At 51.7% G+C, this 242-nt stretch carries 1 pseudogene; it reads right to left on the bottom strand.

The annotated features are described in order from the left end of the window. Positions 1-242: pseudogene (locus ACYP03_RS27630) on the bottom strand (ACT domain-containing protein); the annotation flags it as partial.

The raw sequence follows: 242 nt of genomic DNA, 5'->3' as shown, positions 1-242 counted from the left end.
ATATCGGCTGAAATAGCACGCTCAGAAGAACCCTGGGCAATAGCGACGCTGTTAACGTTCACCTCCGCCAGAGAAGTGAATAACCTCGATGCCACGCCCCGCGAGGTACGCATACCGTCACCAACCAGCGTCACTATTGCAGAATCATCAATAAACTCAACCGGTTCCTGCAGGCCTTCTTTCAGCTCAAGCTAGAAATTATTCCGCAGTGCTTGCTCGGCAACGTGCTTGTCCTCACTTTC

Source organism: Photobacterium sp. R1, from assembly GCF_054600795.1.
This window is presented reverse-complemented; position numbering and strand designations above follow the sequence as displayed.